The sequence below is a fragment of the Kocuria sp. CH-021 genome (assembly GCF_049716185.1).
Taxonomy (GTDB): domain Bacteria; phylum Actinomycetota; class Actinomycetes; order Actinomycetales; family Micrococcaceae; genus Kocuria; species Kocuria cellulosilytica.
Genome location: NZ_JBNAFK010000024.1, coordinates 26,400 through 41,522, shown reverse-complemented (window position 1 = coordinate 41,522; position 15,123 = coordinate 26,400). Strand labels below are relative to the sequence as shown.

16 protein-coding genes are annotated in these 15,123 nt (G+C 74.2%); all 16 read right to left on the bottom strand.

Annotated elements, in window-relative coordinates; all coding sequences use genetic code 11:
* Window positions 1–49 precede the first annotated feature (49 nt).
* Window positions 50–730: a signal peptidase I gene (gene lepB / locus ACPYN7_RS15735; RefSeq protein WP_424348260.1), complete on the bottom strand. Its 681-nt coding sequence runs from the start codon at window positions 728–730 to the stop codon at window positions 50–52.
* A gap of 14 nt (window positions 731–744) precedes the next feature.
* On the bottom strand, window positions 745–1,149 hold the full coding sequence (gene rplS / locus ACPYN7_RS15730; protein ID WP_058874610.1) for a 50S ribosomal protein L19: 405 nt from the start codon (window positions 1,147–1,149) through the stop codon (window positions 745–747).
* 199 nt (window positions 1,150–1,348) lie between these two features.
* Complete coding sequence (gene trmD, locus ACPYN7_RS15725) at window positions 1,349–2,197, bottom strand: tRNA (guanosine(37)-N1)-methyltransferase TrmD (protein ID WP_058874611.1); 849 nt, start codon at window positions 2,195–2,197, stop codon at window positions 1,349–1,351.
* Window positions 2,197–2,820: a ribosome maturation factor RimM gene (rimM, locus tag ACPYN7_RS15720; protein WP_424348259.1), complete on the bottom strand. Its 624-nt coding sequence runs from the start codon at window positions 2,818–2,820 to the stop codon at window positions 2,197–2,199. The genes trmD and rimM overlap by 1 nt, the downstream gene beginning before the upstream one ends.
* Before the next feature lie 151 nt (window positions 2,821–2,971).
* A complete protein-coding gene (locus ACPYN7_RS15715) occupies window positions 2,972–3,214 on the bottom strand; it encodes an RNA-binding protein (protein ID WP_017833757.1) in 243 nt (80 codons plus the stop codon).
* Between the two features lie 2 nt (window positions 3,215–3,216).
* Window positions 3,217–3,651, bottom strand: a complete 435-nt coding sequence (rpsP, locus tag ACPYN7_RS15710) for a 30S ribosomal protein S16 (RefSeq protein ID WP_058874613.1) — start codon at window positions 3,649–3,651, stop codon at window positions 3,217–3,219.
* Window positions 3,652–3,831: 180 nt separating this feature from the next.
* Window positions 3,832–5,013 (bottom strand): ABC transporter permease, encoded by a 1,182-nt coding sequence (locus ACPYN7_RS15705; RefSeq protein ID WP_424348258.1) that lies wholly within the window; start codon window positions 5,011–5,013, stop codon window positions 3,832–3,834.
* A complete protein-coding gene (locus tag ACPYN7_RS15700) occupies window positions 5,010–5,951 on the bottom strand; it encodes an ABC transporter ATP-binding protein (protein ID WP_424348257.1) in 942 nt (313 codons plus the stop codon). Before ACPYN7_RS15700 ends, ACPYN7_RS15705 begins: the two co-directional genes overlap by 4 nt.
* A 164-nt stretch (window positions 5,952–6,115) precedes the next feature.
* Window positions 6,116–6,796 (bottom strand): response regulator, encoded by a 681-nt coding sequence (locus ACPYN7_RS15695; RefSeq protein ID WP_058874615.1) that lies wholly within the window; start codon window positions 6,794–6,796, stop codon window positions 6,116–6,118.
* Complete coding sequence (locus ACPYN7_RS15690) at window positions 6,793–8,304, bottom strand: sensor histidine kinase (protein ID WP_424348256.1); 1,512 nt, start codon at window positions 8,302–8,304, stop codon at window positions 6,793–6,795. Before ACPYN7_RS15690 ends, ACPYN7_RS15695 begins: the two co-directional genes overlap by 4 nt.
* 67 nt (window positions 8,305–8,371) lie before the next feature.
* Entirely contained in the window at window positions 8,372–9,679 is a 1,308-nt protein-coding gene (locus ACPYN7_RS15685; RefSeq protein ID WP_058874617.1) for a hypothetical protein, read from the bottom strand.
* Window positions 9,680–9,749: 70 nt separating this feature from the next.
* Window positions 9,750–10,235, bottom strand: a complete 486-nt coding sequence (locus tag ACPYN7_RS15680; protein ID WP_058874618.1) for an NUDIX domain-containing protein — start codon at window positions 10,233–10,235, stop codon at window positions 9,750–9,752.
* Window positions 10,236–10,242: 7 nt separating this feature from the next.
* A complete protein-coding gene (ffh, locus tag ACPYN7_RS15675; RefSeq protein WP_058874619.1) occupies window positions 10,243–11,826 on the bottom strand; it encodes a signal recognition particle protein in 1,584 nt (527 codons plus the stop codon).
* Window positions 11,827–12,024: 198 nt separating this feature from the next.
* Entirely contained in the window at window positions 12,025–12,363 is a 339-nt protein-coding gene (locus ACPYN7_RS15670; RefSeq protein ID WP_058874620.1) for a P-II family nitrogen regulator, read from the bottom strand.
* 51 nt (window positions 12,364–12,414) lie between these two features.
* Complete coding sequence (locus ACPYN7_RS15665) at window positions 12,415–13,728, bottom strand: ammonium transporter (RefSeq protein ID WP_231738406.1); 1,314 nt, start codon at window positions 13,726–13,728, stop codon at window positions 12,415–12,417.
* Between the two features lie 209 nt (window positions 13,729–13,937).
* A complete protein-coding gene (gene ftsY / locus ACPYN7_RS15660) occupies window positions 13,938–15,083 on the bottom strand; it encodes a signal recognition particle-docking protein FtsY (protein WP_058874622.1) in 1,146 nt (381 codons plus the stop codon).
* Window positions 15,084–15,123 lie beyond the last annotated feature (40 nt).

The following is a 15,123-nucleotide window of genomic DNA, read 5'->3' as shown; positions in this document are numbered from 1 at the left end:
CCTGGGCGGACGCCGGTGGGCGTCCGGATCCGGATCCGTGCGGATCGCGTCAGAGCTGCCCGGCCCGGTCCCAGGGCCACAGAACAGCAAGGGGTTCTCCGATGACCTTATCCGCTCGGACCAGTCCGCCACCGGGCGCGCCGAGCAGATGGCGCGAGTCCACGGAGACCGAACGGTGGTCGCCCATCAGCCAGAGACGGCCCTCGGGGACCACCACGGAGAACTCGACCTCGCTGGGGCGGTCGCCGTCCAGGACGTAGTCCTCGGTGATCTCCTCGCCGTCGACCTCGAGACGGCCGCCGGGACCGCAGCAGGCCACGGTGTCCCCGGGGGCGCCGACGACCCGCTTGAGGTACACGCTGTCCGAGCCGGTGAGCCCGCTCCACCGCCCGAGGGTCTGCAGGGCCTGCACGGGCCACGGGTCGTCGCTGCGCAGCGGGGCGAAGCTGCCCCGCCCGTCGAAGACCACGAGGTCGCCCCGTTCGAGCTCCGTCGTGTCGACGAGCTTGCCGACGAGCACCCGGTCCCCCGGTTCGACGGTGGGCTGCATCGAGTCCGAGCCGATCCAGTAGACGTCCACGACCACGGCGCGCAGCAGCCCGGTGACCAGCACGGCCGCCAGGAGGGCGAGGACGACGGAACGCCAGCCCCGAGCTCGGGGCTGGCGTTCTCGCCGCACGGCGTGGGACCCGGCGGTGCGGGGTTCCCGTGCGCGGGTTCCGGTGGGCACGGACGCGCGGCGTCCTACTTGCCGGACCTGCCGGACTTGACGGCCTTGCCCGACTTCGAGGACTTGGCCGTGGTGTTGTCGCGCTTCTCGCGGATGCGGGCGGCCTTGCCGTGGCGGTCGCGCATGTAGTAGAGCTTCGCGCGCCGGACGTCGCCGCGGGTGACGACCTCGATCTTGTCGATGACCGGGGAGTGCACCGGGAAGGTGCGCTCCACGCCCACGCCGAAGGAGACCTTGCGGACGGTGAAGGTCTCGTGCACGCCGGCGCCCTGGCGACCGAGGACGAAGCCCTTGAAGACCTGCACACGGGAGCGGTTGCCCTCGACGATGTTGACGTGCACGTTGAGGGTGTCGCCCGGCCGGAAGTCGGGGACGTCGCTGCGCATGGACTTGGCGTCGAGCTGGTCGAGAAGGTTCATGGTGGCTCTCCTGGTGAACGCCGCAGGTCGCTCACGTGGGTCGGCACGGATCCGTGGTGGCGGCGGGCAGGTGCCCGGTCCGGGTGCGGGATCCGCAAGACGTGGTGACGGGGCCCCCGTGCGGGGTTCCCGGGTGTCCGGCTGTTGGTCGCTCATCCCCCTGCGGCAGGGGCGTGCCCAGCAGACACACAGCTGAACATTATGCCACAGGTTTCCCGGGGGCGTCGTCCCCGGCGCGCACCAGGCGAGCACCCGAGACGGTCCAGCCGGCCTCGGCGAGGACGGCGCGGTCCGCGCGGTCCAGGCCGGCGGGGTCGAGGGAGGCGAGGAGGTCGGGGCGGCGGGCGGCGGTCCGCTGCAGCTGGCGGTCCCGCCGCCAGCGCGCGATCCGGCCGTGGTGGCCCGAGAGCAGGACCTCGGGGACCGGCCGGTCCCGCCACAGGGCGGGCTTGGTGTAGACCGGGTACTCGAGCAGGCCGTCGGCGTGGGACTCCTCCACGAGGGACTCGGGGTTGCCGACCACGCCGGGCACGAGCCGCCCGATGGCCTCGACCATGGCCAGCACGGCGACCTCGCCGCCGTTGAGGACGTAGTCGCCGAGGCTCGTGGGACGGACGTCGAAGTGCTCGCGGGACCAGTCGACGACGCGCTCGTCGATGCCCTCGTAGCGCCCGCAGGCGAACACGAGGTGCTCGCGCAGGGCCAGCTCGCGGGCGGTGGCCTGGGTGAAGACCGCGCCGGCCGGGGACGGGACGACCAGCACCGGACGCTCGCCGCCGGCCTCGCCGCCGACCTCGTGGCCGGCGGCCGGGGCCGGGCTGCGCTCGAGGACGGCGCCGAGCGCCGCGGCCCACGGCTCCGGCTTCATGACCATCCCGGCCCCGCCGCCGTAGGGGGTGTCGTCCACGGTGCGGTGCCGGTCGGTCGTGTGCTCGCGCAGGTCCGTCACGGTCAGCTCGAGGAGGCCCTGCTGCCGCGCCTTGCCGATGAGCGAGAGGTCGAGGGCCGAGAGGTACTCGGGGAAAATGCTGACGACGTCGATGCGCATCAGCGCCCGTCCTCCGGCGCCCCGGAGCCGGAGTCCCCGCCCCCGGACCCGTCGCCGTCGTGCTCGCCGCCGGCGGCCGGTCCCCCTTCGCGGCCGAGCTCGAGCAGCCCCGGCGGCGGGGTCACCACGACGAAGCCGCCCTCGGGGTCGACGACCGGCACGATCTCCTCGACGAAGGGGAGCACGGCCTCGCGCCGGTCCTCGTCGAGCTCGATCTCCAGCAGGTCCTGGACCGGCAGGGTGCGCAGCCCGGTGACCACGCCGATCCGCGGCCCCGAGCCGTCCTCCGGCCCGGTGCGCACCTCGAGGTCGACCAGTTCGTGCTCGTACCACTCGTCGGACCCGGGGTCCTCCTCGGGCGCCTCGGCGAAGAGCCGGGCGCCGCGCAGGGTCTCGGCCCCGTTGCGGTCGGGGACCTCCTCGAGGGCCACGACGAGCACGGCCTTGTTCCAGCGCGCCCCGCGCACGGTGACCACGCCCGCGGGGGCGAGGGGGACGGACGGCTCGAGCAGCAGCCGGGCGCCGGGGGCGAAGCGCTCCTCCGGGGCGTCGGTGAACAGCTGCACGGTGACCTCCCCCCGGATGCCGTGGGGCTTGCCGACGCGGGCGACCTGGACCTTCATGGTGCTCCTGGGGGTCGGCGGCCGGGTGGCCGCGGGAACGGGGTGCGGTGGCGGCCGGCGGGGGCCGCAAAGCCGACGGTCCCCGCATCCGGTGCGGATGCGGGGACCGTGCGGTCGGCGGGACCGGTCGCCGGGGCGCCCGGTGCGCGCCTCAGCGGGTGCGGTCGGTGTCGACGACGTCGATCCGGACCGGGCCGTCCTCGGCGAGCGCGCCCACGACGGTGCGCAGCGCCTTGGCCGTGCGGCCCTGGCGGCCGATGACCCGCCCGAGGTCGTCCGGGTGCACCCGGACCTCGAGGGTCTCCGACCGGCGCCCGCTCTTGACACGGACGTCGACGTCATCGGGGCTGTCCACGATGCCGCGGACCAGGTGCTCCAACGCGTCGGCGAGCATGACTACTCGGCCTTCTCGGCGTCAGCCGCGGGGGCGTCGTCGGACTCGGCACCCGGGGCGGCCGGCGCGGCCTTCTCGCCCTTGGGGGTGATGGCCTCGGGGACGATCACGGAGCCCTTGTCCGGGGCCACGAACTCGCTCTTGGGCTCGGGCTGCCGGAGGGTGCCCTCGGCGCCCTCCTCGCCCTTGAACCGCTGCAGGTCGCCGGTCACCTTCAGGATGGCGGCGACGGCCTCGGACGGCTGGGCGCCGACGCCGAGCCAGTACTGGGCCCGGTCCGAGACGACCTCGATGTAGGAGGGGTGCTCGGTCGGGTGGTACTTGCCGATCTCCTCGATGACGCGGCCGTCGCGCTTCTTGCGGGAGTCGACGACGACGACGCGGTAACGGGGGTCGCGCATCTTGCCCATGCGCTTGAGACGGATCTTAACAGCCACTGGTGTGGACTCTCCTGGTTCTTGGATGAGGTGAACGCCCTGGTCTCGCTCCCGTGGGGCGGGCCGGTCACAGGGGTTCTGTGGACACGAGAAACGTGCGGCGAGAGGGACCGCACGCATCGAGTACCCGTCCAGTATGCCAGACGCCGTCAAGTCCGGGGCACCACGGCGCGCACCCGCTCACTGCTCGAGCCGCGAGGCCTCCCGCCACGTGAGGGAGCGCCCGCCCTGGAACACGGCACGCCGGTAGATCCGCTCCCCCAGGCGCAGCAGCACCCAGGCCGCGGCGAGGGCGAGCGCGAGGGACAGCACGGGCTGCCACCAGGCCACGCCGCCGGCCAGCATCCGGACGGGCATGGCCACCGAGGAGACGACGGGCACGAAGGACGCGGCCGTGAGCCACGCCCCCTCGGCGTAGAGGCCGACGAGGAGGGCCCCGACGAGCACGGTCAGGATCGGCCCGCTGCTCGTCTGGAGGTCCTCGGAGCGGGAGGCCAGCGAGCCGAGGACGGCCCAGACGCAGGCCTGCGCGGCGAAGCCCGCCACGAAGAAGGCCACGAACCACCCGGAGGCGGCGAGGACCCAGCCGACGTCCGCGGCGGCCCCCGTGACGTTGACCCCGACGAGGCCGACCGCGGCGTAGAGCCCGATCTGCCCGAAGGCGAGCAGGCAGCTGCCGAGCACCTTGCCGTAGAGCAGCTGCCGCACCGGGACGGCGGTGGCCAGGATCTCGACGACCCGGTTCTGCTTCTCCTCGAGCACCGAGTTGGCGATGGCCATGCCGAACAGGATCGCGGCCAGGTAGAACAGGAAGGCGAAGACGAAGCCCATGACGAGCCGCACGGGGCCGCGGTCCTGCCCGCCGGAGAGCAGCTCGGTGCGCACCTCGGCGCCCGCGGTCAGCTCCTCGGCGGTCGTCCCGGCCGCCCGGGCGTTGGCCGCGAGGGTCTCCTCGGCCACCGCCTGCTCGAGCGCCCGGGCGAGCCCGGGGTCGACGTCGTCCTTGCCGACCACCGTCCACCCGTCGAGGCCCCGCAGCAGCGCGGCGTCGGCGGACTCGTCGGCCACCGCCCGGCGGGCCGCGTCGCGGGAGTGCGCGGAGTGCACCGTGAGGGTGTCGTCCCCGCTGTCGGCCAGCGCCTGCGCGGCCCGTGCCGCGACGGGCCCGGCCTCGGGGGCCGCGGTGGCCAGCACGTGGTCGGCGGCGCGGCCGCCGAGCAGGGCGGAGCCGGCGATCGAGCCGGCCACGAGGAGCACCGTGACCACCGTGGAGAGCAGGAAGGACCGGTCGTGCAGCTTCACGGAGATCTCGCGGGCCGTGACGATCCACCACGGGCGGGCCGCGGGCGGGCGGGGGCTCATCGGGTGACCTCGCGGTAGACGTCGGCCAGGGAGGGGACGATCTCGGCGAACTCCAGGAGTCCGCGGGGCACGGCGGCCTCGAGCACGCGGCGGCGGGCGGCCGCGTCCTCGAGCTCGAGCACCGCGGCCGGGCCGTCGACGTCGACCACGCGCACGCCCCGCAGGTCCCGCACCCAGCCGGCGTCCTGCTCGCAGCGCAGCCGGTGCCGGCGCGGGCCGGTGCGGCGCAGCTCGTCGGCCGGGCCGGCGGCCAGGACCCGGCCGCCGGAGAGCACGACCAGGGAGTCGCAGAGCCGGTCGACGAGGTCGAGCTGGTGGCTCGAGAAGAGCACGGGCACCCCCTGGGCCGTGTGCTCGCGCAGCAGCTCGACCATGGAGTCCACGGCCACGGGGTCCAGGCCGGAGAACGGCTCGTCCAGCACCAGGGCGGCAGGCCCGTGCAGGAGCGCGGCGGCGACCTGCACCCGCTGCTGGTTGCCGAGCGAGAGGGACTCCAGCCTGTCCTTCCCGCGCGCAGTCAGGCCGAAGCGCTCCAGCAGCCGCCCGGCCTCCGCGAGGGCGTCGCCGCGGTCCATCCCGTGGAGCCGGCCGAGGTAGCCGAGCTGGTCGAGGACGGGCTGCTTGGGGTAGAGCCCCCGCTCCTCGGGCATGTAGCCGAAGCCGGCCCGGTCCGCCGCGGTGGCCGGCCGGCCGTTCCACAGGACCTCCCCCGAGGAGACCCGCAGCACGCCCATCAGCATCCGCAGGGTCGTGGTCTTGCCCGCGCCGTTCGCGCCGACGAATCCGGTCATCCGGCCGGGCTCCACCCGGAAGGAGACGTCCTGGACCACGGCCCGGCCCCCGAAGGACCGGCTCAGCCCCCGCGCCTCCAGGACGTGTCCCCCGGGGCGGCCCCGGAAGCGGGTGGTGGTCTCCGTGGGTGCGGTGCTGGTGCTCATGGGCCCGGGGTCCTCTCGGCCGGCGCGTCCGCCCGGCGGGTGGCGGGCGGCTCGTCCCCCAGCCTACGAACGCAGGGGTCCCGGGGTATCCCCACCCGGGCGGAGGGCGTGCGTCCCGGGGGCCGGGCTCCGCCCGGTGACCTCCGCCGCGGGGCGGAGCCGGCTCAGCCGACCAGGCCCGCCCGGTGGGCGAAGACGACGGCCTGGACCCGGTCCCGGGAGCCGGTCTTGGCGAGGATGTTGGACACGTGGGTCTTGACGGTGGCGGACCCGAGGAACAGCCGCTGGGCGATCTCGGCGTTGGAGAGCCCGTCCGAGACGAGCAGCAGCACCTCGTGCTCCCGCTCGGTGAGGGAGTCGAGGATCCGCCGCTGCCCGGGGCCGGGCGGTGCGGGAGCGGCCTCCGGGACGGGTGCCGGGGCCGGCGCGTCCGTGGTCAGGGCCCGGATCACGCGCAGCGTGGCCTCGGGGGCGAGCAGCGCGTGGCCTCCCGCGACGGCGCGCACGGCCTCCACCAGGTCGTCCGGGTCCGCGTTCTTGAGCAGGAACCCGCTGGCCCCCGCGGCGAGCGCGTCGAAGAGGTAGTCCTCGCGGTCGAACGTGGTGACGATCACGACCTTGGCGCACCCCGTTCCGACGATCCGGCGGGTGGCCTCGATCCCGTCCATGACGGGCATCTGCACGTCGAGCAGGGCGACGTCCACGGCCTCGTCGCGGGCGGCGGCGACGGCCTCCGCGCCGTCGGAGGCCTGGGCGACGACCTCGATGTCGTCCTCCACGGACAGGACCATGGCGAAGCCGGAGCGCACGAGGGCGTGGTCGTCGGCGAGCAGGACGCGGATCATGCCCCCGATCCTCGCAGACTCCCGCCGGTGTCCGGGACAGCGGCACGGACGGGGGCGCGGACGGCGGGCTCGGCGGCTCCCGTGCCGGTGCCGCCGGGAGGCAGGGGGCAGCGGGTGCGCACCCGCCAGCCGGGCCGGCCCGTCCGCGGCCCGATCTCCGCCTCCCCGCCGTGCAGGCGGACGCGCTCGCGGAGCCCCTGGAGGCCGAAGCCGGTGCCGGCGGTGCCGGGGCGGGCCGAGCCGTCGTCGAGCACCTCGAGCTCGAACCACGGCCCCTGCGGGCCGCGGCCGGTGCGCAGGGTGACGGACGCCGTGGTGGCCGTCGAGTGGCGGATCACGTTGGACAGGGACTCCTGGGCGCACCGGAAGGCCGACAGGCCGAGGGCCGGCGGGATCCTGTCCAGGTCACCGGGGACGTCCTCGACCAGCCGGACGTCCACCGCGAGCCCGTTGTCGGCGTGCAGCCGGGCGAGGTCGGGGATGTCGGCCAGGCCGGGGTCGGGCCGCCGCGCCGCGGCGGACGTGCCCCGGCCGGGGCCCGGGGGGCCGTCCTCGCCCTCGGCGCGCAGCACCCCGAGCAGCTGGCGCAGCTCCCCCACCGCGGTCCGGCTGGACGCCTCGATGGTGCGCAGCGCGGTGGTGGCGGCGGCCGGGTCACGGCTCAGGACCTTGCGCGCGGCACCGGCCTGGATGCCGATCACGGACACGTGGTGGGCGACGACGTCGTGCAGCTCCCGGGCGATGCGCAGCCGCTCGTCGACGACGGCGCGGCGGGCGATCTCCTGGGACTGCTGCCGGATCCGCTGCGCCTGCGCGGCGAGGCGGTGCTGCTGCAGCGCGGCCCGCCAGGACGCGCGCCCTGCGAGCACCGCCCCGCCGAAGTACACGGCGTTCACGAGCAGCGTGAACACCGCGTAGGACGGCAGCTGGGGCAGCGGCCCGTCGACGTCGCCCAGGCCGGTGAGGAAGTCCGCGTAGGCGTTGGTGACGGTGAAGGCCCCGAGCAGCCACAGGCCCATGGTCCCCACGACCACGGACATCGCGACCCACAGGGCCTGGCGGTCGCGCGACCAGGCGACGGCGGCGTAGAGGGCCGCGAAGTAGGCGCCCTGGAAGGGCAGCGTCAGGGCGGCCGTGGGACTGGCGTAGGTCAGGCCCAGGAACAGCGCGGAGGACGCGACCACGACCGGCAGCGGGAAGCGCCGGCGCAGGGCGAGGGGCACCACGATGAGCACGGTGCTGAGGTAGAACCGCCAGGGCTCGTCCCCGTCCGCGAGCCCCGCGTAGCTGTGCACCAGCACGGAGGCCAGCAGGGCGACGAGCAGGAAGCCCAGGGCGGCCAGCACGTCGTTGCGCCGCTGGGCCGCCGTGGGCGCGGGACGGGACCAGAACGGGTCCTCGGGGTCGTTCAGCCAGGCCGTGACGCGGGACGCGAGCGGGGCGCGCCGGCCGGCGGCCGGAGTGGTCTCCGGTCCGTCGTCCGGGTCCGTGGCGGGTGGGGTGTGCACGCCACCCACGGTAGCCCGCGGCGGCGGGCGCGGAACTCCGCCCCGCGGGGGATCCCGCGCCGGGGGCTCAGCCGCGGTGCAGGCCGAAGAAGCGGCGCAGCCGTGCCCGCGAGCCCGGGGCGGGGGGCGCCTCCGGGAGCCGCTCCGCCGTCCCGGCGGCCGGGGGCTGCTCCTCGCTCCGGCGGCGGCGCGCGCCGCGCAGGGCGGCGTAGTAGGCGCTCTCCGCGGCGGCGTCCGCGAGCAGCGCCGCCGAGAGGGTGCCGAGCACGCGCGCCCCGGCCCCGCCGCGCCGGGCCGCCCCGGCGAGCCCCACCCCGAGGGCGGTCTCGGTGCCCGCGACGGCCAGCAGGAGCTCCGGCCGGCGGACGAGGGCCCGCTGGTACCGCGCGAGGAGCCCGTCCCCGGTGGGTTCGATGGTCATGCCCCGCAGCAGGGCCGGGCCCACGCCCGTGGGCTCGTAGTGCTCGGCGCCCTCGGTCCCCGCGAGCTCCCGGCGGCCCTCCACGACCTTGGCGGCCAGCACGGGCAGGCCCAGCAGCTGCAGGACGGACTCCAGGACCAGGTCGGTGGACTCCCCCAGCACGTAGTTGCGCAGCCGGTTGGTCTCGGCCGGGTCGAGGTCGAAGACCGAGGCCACGGACTCGATCTGCAGGTCCGAGGTGCCGCCGGAGCACAGCCGGACGAGATCGCGCTCGAAGCGGGCGGCCGGCGTCTCCTCGGCCTCGACCGACACCCCGCCGGCGGGGAGCCACTCGGGGCCCCACTCGAGGGCGCACACGGCGTCGGCGGCCTCCAGCTCGGTGACGGACGCGGGGTCCTCCCCGGCGAGCAGGACCTCGAAGGAGCGGGTGGCCCCGTCCGAGGACAGCGCCACGGCGGTCTCCGCGAGACCGGTGCGCACGGCCCAGAAGTCGACCTCCGCGTCGAAGACCACCACGGACCAGCCGTGCCGGGACACCGCGGTGAACCCGGTGCCGGACAGGGCCGCCAGCACGGGCAGCTCGGGCGCGTCCAGGCGCACGAGCAGCACCCGGCGCAGCCCGGGGTGCTCGGGCCGGAGCTGCTGGCCGGTCATCCGCGCGAGCGTCGAGGAGAGCTCGTCGAGGGTGCACCCGGTGGCCACGGAGCCGTCCTCGGCGGCCTGCGCCAGCCGGCCCTCGGCGTCGGCGAGGAACATCAGCTGCGTGGCGCGGGGGCCCTCGGCGTAGGCGCTGATGAGGCGGTGGTGGGCGATGATCCTGCGCATCCCCTCGCAGGTGGGCCGCAGCCCGGAGCCGTCGGACGCGGTGGCCTCCGTCGCGCACAGCACCGTGGCGGGCACCAGGTCCCACGTGGAGGCGGGGGATGCGATGTCGTCGGCGGGGAGTGAGGTCATGGCCCCATGCTACGCCGTCGCCGGGGACGCCCCACGGGTCCGGGGAGCGTCCCCGGCGGCGCGGATCCGCTCAGGCGGGCCCGTCGACGAGCTCGGCCGTGGTCCCGTCCTCGAGGGCCGCCAGCCCCGCCCGCAGCCGGCGGGCCAGCCCGGGCCGCAGGTACCGGTCCAGCTCCGCGGGGGCGGTCCAGCGGTGGCTGAGCAGCTCCTCCTCCTGGACCGTGATGGGCGTGTCGGCGCCGATGACGCCGCCGTCGTAGACGAAGGAGACCGAGTCCCCCCACAGCCCCATGGCCACGCCGTGGTGGACGACGAGCAGCCGGCCCTCGGGCAGGTGCAGGCCGACCTCCTCGACGACCTCGCGGAAGCACCCGGTCCGGGGGTCCTCCCCCGCCTCGACGGTGCCGCCGGGCACGGTCCAGTCCGACTTGTAGTTGGGCTCGACGATCAGCACCCGGCCCGCGGGGTCGCGGATGAGGGCCTCCGCGGCGAGGCGGCGGGTCGGCAGGGAGTCCACGAACTGCTTCAGCTCGCTCTCGGACAGGTAGGAGCTCACGGCGCGATCACTGCCCCAGGAACTTCTCGAAGCCCTTGGGCAGGTTCAGGTCCGCGGGCTCCGGCTGCCCCTGGGCGGCGCCGAACGCCGACCCGGCCGGCGCCTTCTGCTTCCGCTGCTGCTCAAGGGCCGCGTTCTCCTGCGCCCGCTTGGCGGGGTTGCCGGAGCGGGACCCGCCCTTCTTCGCGGAGCCCTTGCCCTTGCCCTTCTTCGGGCCGCCGCCCGCCCCGGGCATCCCGGGGATGCCGCCGGGCATGCCGGGCACGCTCTTGCCCTGGGCCAGGCGCTTCATCATCTTCTGCGCCTGGGCGAAGCGCTCCATGAGCTGGTTCACCTCGGAGACGGTGACGCCGGAACCCTTGGCGATGCGGGCGCGGCGGGAGCCGTTGATGATCTTCGGCGCCACCCGCTCGTGCGGGGTCATGGACCGGACGATGGCCTCCACGCGGTCGATCTCGCGCTCGTCGAAGTTCTCCAGCTGCTCGCGCATGCCGGCGGCGCCCGGCATCATCATGAGCATCTTCTTCATCGACCCCATCTTGCGCAGCTGCTGCATCTGGGCGAGGAAGTCCTCGAAGGTGAAGTCCTCCTGGTCGGTGAACTTCCGGGCCATCTTCTCGGCCTCGTCGCGGTCCCACTGCTTCTCGGCCTGCTCGATCAGCGTGAGGACGTCGCCCATGTCGAGGATGCGGGACGCCATGCGGTCCGGGTGGAACTGCTCGAAGTCGTCGACGTTCTCGCCGGTGGAGGCGAACATGATGGGCTTGCCGGTCACGGAGGCCACCGACAGCGCGGCGCCGCCGCGGGCGTCGCCGTCGAGCTTGGACAGGACCACGCCCGTGAAGTCGACGCCCTCGTTGAAGGCCTGGGCCGTGTTCACGGCGTCCTGGCCGATCATCGCGTCGATGACGAAGAGCACCTCGTCGGGGCGCACGGCGTCGCGGATGTCGCGGGCCTGCTCCATGAGGGCCTCGTCGATGCCGAGCCGGCCGGCGGTGTCCACGATGACCACGTCGTGCAGGCGCGCGCGGGCCTGGGCCACGCCGTCGCGGGCGACCTGCACGGGATCGCCCGTCGGGTCGTCGAACTCCGAGGTGGTGCCCGGGTGCGGGGCGTAGACCGGCACCCCGGCGCGCTCGCCCACGACCTGCAGCTGGGTGACCGCGTTGGGCCGCTGGAGGTCGGAGGCCACGAGCAGGGGCCGGTGCCCCTGGCCCTTGAGCCACTTGCCGAGCTTGCCGGCCAGGGTCGTCTTGCCGGCGCCCTGGAGGCCGGCGAGCATGATGATCGTGGGGCCGGTCTTGGCCATCCGGATCCGGCGGGTCTGCCCGCCGAGGATGTTCTGCAGCTCCTCGTTGACGATCTTCACGACCTGCTGGCCGGGGTTCAGCGCCTCGGAGACCTCGAGCCCCAGGGCCCGCTCCTTGACCGCGGCGGTGAACTCGCGCACGACCGGCACGGCGACGTCGGCGTCGAGCAGGGCGCGGCGGATCTCCCGCACGGTGGCGTCGACGTCCGCCTCGGTCAGGCGGCCCTTGCCTTTGAGGTTCTTGAAGGTGGCGGTCAACCGGTCGGACAGTGAATTGAACACGGGTCGAAAGCTGCTTTCGTCGAGGGAGGCGGCCGGTGCGCCGCGGTCTGCGCCGCGGGCCGAGGCCCGGCCCGGTGTGGCGGGTCAGTGTCCAAGGTTAGCAACTCCGGGCGGTGCGGGGCCCTCCGCCCTCGCCGCGGCGACGACGACGGCCGGTCCCCTCCCGGTGGAGGGGACCGGCCGTCGGGCCCGGTGGGCTCAGAGCGCCGTCTCGTCGCGCTCGCCGGTGCGCACGCGCACGGCCTGGTGCACGTCCGTGACCCAGACCTTGCCGTCACCGGCGCGGCCGGTGTTGGCGGAGGAGACGATGACGTCCACGATGTCGGTGGCCTGGTGGTCGTCCACGAGGATCTCCACCCGGACCTTCTCGAGCAGGTCCACCGTGTACTCCGCGCCCCGGTAGACCTCGGTGTGCCCGCGCTGCTGCCCGTAGCCGTGCACGTTCTGGACGGTCATGCCCTGGACGCCGTAGGACTCGAGCGCGGACTTGATGTCCTTGAACTTCTCCGGGCGCACGATCGCGGTGACGAGTTTCATGGGAGGAGTGCCTTTCGTGAGGAGGGGATGTGCCGGCGGCCGCCGCACGGCTCAGCTGTGCACGGGCTCGGAGCGGCCGGGCTCGAAGGACGTGGCGTCCCCGCCGGCGGTGTGCCGGCCCGGGGTGAAGGAGCCCGTGGCGTCGCCGGCCAGCGCGTAGCCGGACTCGGCGTGCTGGGTGATGTCGATGCCGTCGATCTCGTCCCGCACGGGGATCCGGAAGCCGATGGTCCGGTCGATCACGAAGGCGATGACGAAGGTCAGCACCGCGCAGTACAGCACCGAGACGAGCACCGCCACGACCTGGGTGAGCAGCAGGCCGAAGCCGCCGCCGTAGAACAGGCCCGCCGTGCCCTCGGAGGGCAGGGCCACGAAGCCCAGAGCCACGGTGCCGACCACGCCGGAGACCAGGTGCACGCCGATCACGTCCAGGGAGTCGTCCATGCGCAGCCGGTACTTGAGCCCCACGGCGAGCGCCGAGCAGATGCCGGCCACGAAGCCGATCCCGATCGCCCAGACCGGGGAGACGTTGGCGCAGGCCGGGGTGATGGCCACGAGCCCGGCCACGGCGCCGGAGGCGGCGCCAAGGGACGTGGCGTGCTTGTCGCGGATCCGCTCGGTGAGCAGCCAGCCCAGCATCGCGGCGGAGGGGGCCACGAGGGTGTTGATCCAGATGAGCCCGGCCTGCTCCGCGGTGCCGGCGGCGCCGGCGTTGAAGCCGAACCAGCCGAACCACAGGATCGCGGCGCCGAGCATCACGAGCGGCAGGTTGTGGGGGCGCTGGCTCGGGTCCTTGCCGAAGCCCTGGCGGGCGCCGACGATCAGGATGAGGACGAGCGCGGCCACGCCGGCGTTGATGTGCACCACGAGGCCGCCGGCGAAGTCGATGGCCTCACCGAGGACGGAGCCCACGGCCCCGTCCTCGGTGAGCAGCCCGCCGCCCCACACCATGTAGGCCAGGGGGGCGTAGACGAGCGTGGCCCAGACGGGCACGAACACGGCCCAGGCGCCGAAGCGGGCCCGGTCGGCGATCGCCCCGGAGATCAGGGCGACGGTGATGATGGCGAAGGTCCCGCCGTAGGCGGCGCCGAGGAGGTCCTCGCTGCCCAGCACGTCGCCCAGGGCGAAGGACGGCACGGGGCTGCCCGTGAGCCCGCCCAGCAGCGGGTCCCCGCCGCTCATGGAGTAGCCCCACAGCACCCACACCACGGAGACGAACGCGATGGAGATGAAGCTCATCATCATCATGTTCAGGACGCCCTTGGCGCGGGTCATCCCTCCGTAGAACAGGGCCAGTCCCGGGGTCATGAAGAAGACCATGGCTGCCGCGACGATCGTCCACACGTGTCCAGCGGTGATATCCACGATGTGCACCTCTCTCTGAAAAGTTGTCAGGTCACCGGTGCCACTGGCCCGTGCCCCGTGGGGCCGTCCGGTGCTCACCGTTCCCTGTCGAGTCTCCGAGAGAGATGTTTCGTCCGCCGCCGCGCGGCGTTGCGGACATGTTTCACGCCCGCCGCAATGGTTACGCGTACGTGAACTGCGGCGGGCGTGTGGGGGGAAAGGGGGACGGATCAGTCGAGCAGGGCGTCCACGAAGCTCTCCGGCTCGAAGGGCGCCAGGTCGTCCGGCCCCTCGCCGAGGCCGATGAGCTTGACGGGCACCCCGAGGCTCTTCTGGATCGCCACCACGATGCCGCCCTTGGCGGTGCCGTCCAGCTTGGTGAGGACGATGCCGGTGACGTCGACGACCTCGGCGAAGACCCGCGCCTGGGTCATCCCGTTCTGCCCGGTGGTGGCGTCGATGACGAGCAGCACCTCGTCGACGGTCGCGGCCTTCTCCACGACCCGCTTGATCTTCCCGAGCTGGTCCATCAGGCCCGCCTTGTTCTGCAGCCGGCCGGCGGTGTCGATCATCACGACGTCCACCTCGTGCTCGATGCCGGTGGTCACGGCGTCGTAGGCCACGGAGGCGGGGTCGGCGCCCTCGACCTGCGAGCGCACGGTGGGCACGCCCACCCGGGCGCCCCAGGTGGAGAGCTGGTCGGCGGCCGCGGCGCGGAAGGTGTCCGCGGCGCCGAGGACGACGTCCTTGTCCTCGGCGACGAGCACGCGGGCGAGCTTGCCCACGGTGGTGGTCTTGCCGACGCCGTTGACGCCCACCACGAGGACGACGGCGGGGATCGGCCCCTTGCGGTGCACGGCCAGGGACCGGTCCATGGACGGGTCGACCAGGGCGACGAGCTCCTCCCGGAGCATGGCCTTCACGTGGGCGGGGTCGTGGGTGCCCTCGACCTTGACCCGGCGCTGGAGGGCCTCGACGAGGTCCAGGGACGCGTCCGTGCCGAGGTCGGCCAGCAGCAGCGTCTCCTCGATCTCGTCCCAGACGTCCTGGTCGATGCGGTCGCGCGAGAGCAGGGCCAGCAGGCCCTTGCCGAAGACGTTGTTGGACTTGGCCAGCCGCCCGCGCAGCCGCGCCATCCGGGACGCCGCCGACTCGGGGCGGTCGAGGGCCGGCCGGGTGGTCTCCGGCGGGACCGGGGCGGTGCCGGGCTCCAGGTCCCCCGGGGCGGCGACCGGACCGCCCTCGAGGTCGTCGGGGTCCCGGGTGGAGGGGTAGCCGCCGCGGGGCGCCTTGGGGCCCCGCAGCAGGACCAGACCGAGCAGCCCGAGGACCACGACGGCGATGAGGACGTAGGCGAGAACGGGTATCGAATCCACGCCTCCCAGCTTCTCACACCGCCCGGTCGCGGGCCGGTGG

Coding starts and splice junctions, on each gene's coding strand:
- rplS (WP_058874610.1), bottom strand. CDS start 1,149: ATGAACCTTCTCGACCAGCTCGACGCCAAGTCCATGCGCAGCGACGTC.
- trmD (WP_058874611.1), bottom strand. CDS start 2,197: ATGCGCATCGACGTCGTCAGCATTTTCCCCGAGTACCTCTCGGCCCTC.
- rimM (WP_424348259.1), bottom strand. CDS start 2,820: ATGAAGGTCCAGGTCGCCCGCGTCGGCAAGCCCCACGGCATCCGGGGG.
- ACPYN7_RS15715 (WP_017833757.1), bottom strand. CDS start 3,214: ATGCTCGCCGACGCGTTGGAGCACCTGGTCCGCGGCATCGTGGACAGC.
- ACPYN7_RS15705 (WP_424348258.1), bottom strand. CDS start 5,013: ATGAGCCCCCGCCCGCCCGCGGCCCGCCCGTGGTGGATCGTCACGGCC.
- ACPYN7_RS15700 (WP_424348257.1), bottom strand. CDS start 5,951: ATGAGCACCAGCACCGCACCCACGGAGACCACCACCCGCTTCCGGGGC.
- ACPYN7_RS15695 (WP_058874615.1), bottom strand. CDS start 6,796: ATGATCCGCGTCCTGCTCGCCGACGACCACGCCCTCGTGCGCTCCGGC.
- ACPYN7_RS15685 (WP_058874617.1), bottom strand. CDS start 9,679: ATGACCTCACTCCCCGCCGACGACATCGCATCCCCCGCCTCCACGTGG.
- ACPYN7_RS15670 (WP_058874620.1), bottom strand. CDS start 12,363: ATGAAACTCGTCACCGCGATCGTGCGCCCGGAGAAGTTCAAGGACATC.